General features: G+C 63.8%; 5 protein-coding genes. All 5 read right to left on the bottom strand.

The window, feature by feature from the left end:
• Positions 1–227: 227 nt before the first annotated feature.
• Positions 228–1,640 carry a glutamate--tRNA ligase gene (gltX, locus tag KBA32_RS16645; protein ID WP_294361366.1) on the bottom strand — a complete coding sequence of 471 codons (1,413 nt, stop codon included), beginning with the start codon at positions 1,638–1,640 and terminating at the stop codon, positions 228–230.
• Between the two features lie 119 nt (positions 1,641–1,759).
• The gene (locus KBA32_RS16640; RefSeq protein WP_294361365.1) at positions 1,760–2,260 is read right to left on the bottom strand and encodes a GNAT family N-acetyltransferase; all 501 of its coding nucleotides are present in this window, start codon (positions 2,258–2,260) and stop codon (positions 1,760–1,762) included.
• Positions 2,261–2,536, bottom strand: coding sequence for a DUF1778 domain-containing protein (locus KBA32_RS16635; protein WP_294361363.1), 276 nt, complete (start codon positions 2,534–2,536; stop codon positions 2,261–2,263).
• Between the two features lie 216 nt (positions 2,537–2,752).
• Positions 2,753–3,286: a hypothetical protein gene (locus KBA32_RS16630; protein WP_294361362.1), complete on the bottom strand. Its 534-nt coding sequence runs from the start codon at positions 3,284–3,286 to the stop codon at positions 2,753–2,755.
• Positions 3,287–3,384: 98 nt separating this feature from the next.
• The coding region (locus tag KBA32_RS16625; protein ID WP_294361361.1) for a transposase at positions 3,385–3,824 on the bottom strand (440 nt) is incomplete at its 5' end.

Genomic DNA, 3,824 nt, shown 5'->3' with positions numbered 1-3,824 from the left:
TCGAGCAACTGCAGGAGTCGATGAGCGCGCTGCTGCAGCAGGCCCGCACGCTGAACCTGGTGAGCGCGGCCGACGCCGACACGGCGACCGAATCGCGTGGCCGCAGCATGCGCAAGGCCGCCTGAACTCCGGCCAGCGTCTGAAAGCACGAAAGCCCCGGTTTGCGCCGGGGCTTTCGTCGTTTCAGGGGCGGCAGCGAACCGGCATGGCCCGCCCGCCGCACCTGATCAGAGGTGGCGGTCGAGCCGCGCCAGCACGCGCTCGCGCCCGAGCACCTCGAGCACCGCGTCGATCGCCGGCGTCTGCGGCACGCCCAGCACCGCCACCCGCAGCGGAATCGCCACCTGCGGCATCTTCAGGCCGTGCTCGGCCATCGTGTCCTTGATCGCCTGGCTGAGCGCCGCCTTGTTCCACTCCGCCGCGGCCAGGCGTGCACGCAGGCTGGCGAGCGCGGCCTTGGCAACGTCCGTCAGGTGCTGGCCGATCACCTCCGGCGCCGGATGCACGTCGGCCACGAACAGCTCTGCCGCATCGGCGAGCTCGTTGAGGTTGGTGGCGCGGTCCTTGTACAGCGCCACCACCGCCTCCAGGCTCACCCCGGTCTCCGGATTCACCTCGCGCCGCGCCAGGCGGTTGGCGACCTCGGCGGCGAGGAACGAATCGTCCGCCTTCTTGATGTACTGCGCGTTGAGCCAGTTGAGCTTCTCGGTGTTGAACTGCGCCGCCGAGGGCGTGATGTGGTCGAGGTCGAACCATTCGACGAACTGCTCGCGGCTGAAGACTTCATCGTCACCATGGCTCCAGCCCAGGCGCGCCAGATAGTTGATCACCGCCTCGGGCAGGTAGCCATCCTCGTCGTACTGCATCACGCTCACCGCGCCGTGGCGCTTGGAGAGCTTGGTGCCGTCGTCACCCAGGATCATCGACAGGTGCGCGTACAGCGGCACCTCGGCACCGAGCGCCTGCAGCACGTTGATCTGGCGCGGGGTGTTGTTCACGTGGTCATCGCCACGGATGACGTGGGTGATGCCCATGTCCCAGTCGTCCACCACCACGCAGAAGTTGTAGGTCGGCGTGCCGTCGGCGCGCGCGATGATGAAGTCGTCCATCTCGGCGTTGGCGATCTCGATGCGGCCCTTGACCAGGTCGTCCCAGGCCACCACGCCTTCGGTCGGATTGCAAAAGCGCACCACCGGCTGCACGCCCTCGGGCGGCGGCGGCAGGGTCTTGCCTGCTTCCGGGCGCCAGCGCCCGTCGTAGCGCGGCTTCTCGCCACGCGCGCGCTGCTCCTCGCGGATGCGGTCGAGCTCTTCGGACGACATGTAGCAGTGGTAGGCGGTGCCGGCGGCCAGCATCTGGCCGATGACCTCCTTGTACCGGTCCATGCGCTGCATCTGGTAGAACGGGCCCTCGTCGTGCTCCAGCCCCAGCCAGTGCATGCCGTCGAGGATGGCCTGCACCGCCTCGGGGGTGGAGCGGGCGACGTCGGTGTCCTCGATGCGCAGGATGAAGCTGCCGGCGTGGCGGCGGGCGAAGGCCCAGGAGAACAGCGCGGTGCGCGCGCCGCCGATATGCAGGTAGCCGGTGGGGCTGGGGGCGAAGCGGGTGCGGACGGGACGGGAGGCGGAGGTCTGGGACATGGCAGCGTGGATGCAGTCTTGGGCAAAGCGCGGATTCTAAGCGATCGCCCGTGACATCGGCGGCCGTGAGGGCAGGAAAGCGTGGCTAGGACGGCCATTCGCCCAAAACAATCTGGCGTTCAAAGTCCTTGAACGAAATGGGACCTCGGCAACATCCAGCGCCCCGGCTGGCCAGGAAGCTCGACGAATCCGAAGTGCTTGTAGAAAGCAGCCGCAGCGGGCGATTTGGCATCGACGATGATGGCCGCCACCGCGAGCGTCTGGCTGGCCGCGGCCACCCGCTTGCATGCATCGACCAGCAAGATCGAACCCAGGCCCTGCCCTTGCGCCAGTTCACTCACGGCAAGCCGACCGAGCAAGGCGGCAGGGACGGGGTAACGCGGCAGTTTCTTGCGTAAGGACTCGGGTAGCTTTTCGGCGGCGACGCTCGCGGCGCTCAGTGTGTAGAAGCCTGTGACCTCGCTGACCAGATCGGCCGGCGTCGCCACGAACACCCGCGCCACTCCGCGCTTGACGTCCTGCCTGGCATAGCGGTGCAAGTATTCATCCAGCGCCGCCTCCCCGCATCGAAAATCGGCAGTCGCCGTCTCGTTGTCGAGCGCGCGAATGCGGTACTCCACTCAACGCACCTGGCTGGCGTGGCGGACGAACGCCCTCTGCAAGGCCGGAGCGGGGTGAGCCGGTGTATCCAGGGCATCGAGAAACGCGGAAAAATCCTGCTGCGACAGCGTGATGGCCTCGTGCTGCTGAACCAGGGTCTGGGCTTGCTCGACCGCGTTTCGCAGCACGAACTCCGAAACGCTCATGTGCGCGTAGGCCGCCGCCTTGTCGAGCAGACGCCGAACTTCCTGGTCACAACGGATGTGCAGGCGGGTGTCTTTGGTCAGGGAGTTCATCGAGCGCTCCTAGGAAAACAATGCGCCCATTGTGCGCCAGTTGTGCGCACCACTCAAGGATGAACACGATCGCGATGAGCACGATCCCTCGCTGCGCTTGCTGACTGCATCCGACCCGGAGCGGTCCATGGAGCGCAAGGAAAACAGCCGCTCAACGTACAAGCTCAGCTGGCATCCAAAACAAGTAACTGTTTGATGGTCGGATGCCGCGCCGAGTTAGATGCGGCCATAGGCGCTCCATCGTTGTACCGGGCCCCTACCCATCTGCAAATTCATGTAGACGCTCCGAAAACACCCTAAATCGTTGATCTGGGTCTGAGACCACAGTTCGCGTATCACGCGCATGGTATTAGCATCAAACAGCGGATACATGATTGGCACTACCAAGTAGCCTGGACCGTACAAGACCCTACTAACCTCGTAGGATCTCTTCTCCAACTTCTTTCGTACAGCATCGACAAAACGCTTCGAAAAGGCTTCATCTGGGTTAAGAAACGGCCCCGTCCCTATTGGCTCGTGTACTTCGCCCGGAGTGGCATATGAATATTCATCTTTCGCGAAGGCGTCGCTCCAAAAGGCATCGGTCACCTCGACCCATCGGGTCGTGCGTCCAGAGCGGATAATTGCCTCCGGAGGGTCAGGTTCGTCCACCACCGAAAAATTCGTTCGATAGCGTGCGTTGAACCACTGCAAGAAAAGAGCAACTTGAGCGCGCTCGTGAGCTTGCTTTATTGGTTTCCGATCAGCCATCAAGCACCTGACGTCAAAATTCAGAGGCGCAGCACGGGCTCATCGCGCCGCGTTCCCTGGGAAGCTGGGCTAGCTATTAACCCGGCCCATAAATACGCTCACTGCGCAGCATACGCAGCGGCCGGGTGTTCGAAGTAGGACCGGACACGCTCGGGGAGCGAGGCGATGCGGTCCATGATGGCGCGGGCCTTCTTCAAGAGCTGCGAATCATCGCGGCTGGGAGGCTCCAGGCGCAGCGCGGTCTTGAAGTCGTGATTCAGGTATTCGTCCGGATTGGACTCGGGCGCATAGGGCGGCAAGTAGAACAGTTCGATCTGCGCACGACGCGGCTCGACCCAGGCCTGAACGAGCTTGGCGTGATGTACCCGCAGGTTATCGACGATCAGGAACACTTTGCTCGCCGCGCTGGCAATCAGTCGCTCGAGAAACTCGATGAAACGTTCGGCGTTGATCGTGCCCTCGACGATCTGGAAGGCGATCTCGCCCCGATTGGTGATGGCCGAGATCATCGACAGCTTGGCCCAGCGGGCCGATGCCT

Source organism: Propionivibrio sp. (assembly GCF_017995515.1).
In the GTDB taxonomy this organism is placed as follows: domain Bacteria; phylum Pseudomonadota; class Gammaproteobacteria; order Burkholderiales; family Rhodocyclaceae; genus Propionivibrio.
The sequence above is the reverse complement of the archived record's forward strand: the minus strand, read 5'-3'. Positions and strand labels throughout refer to the sequence as shown.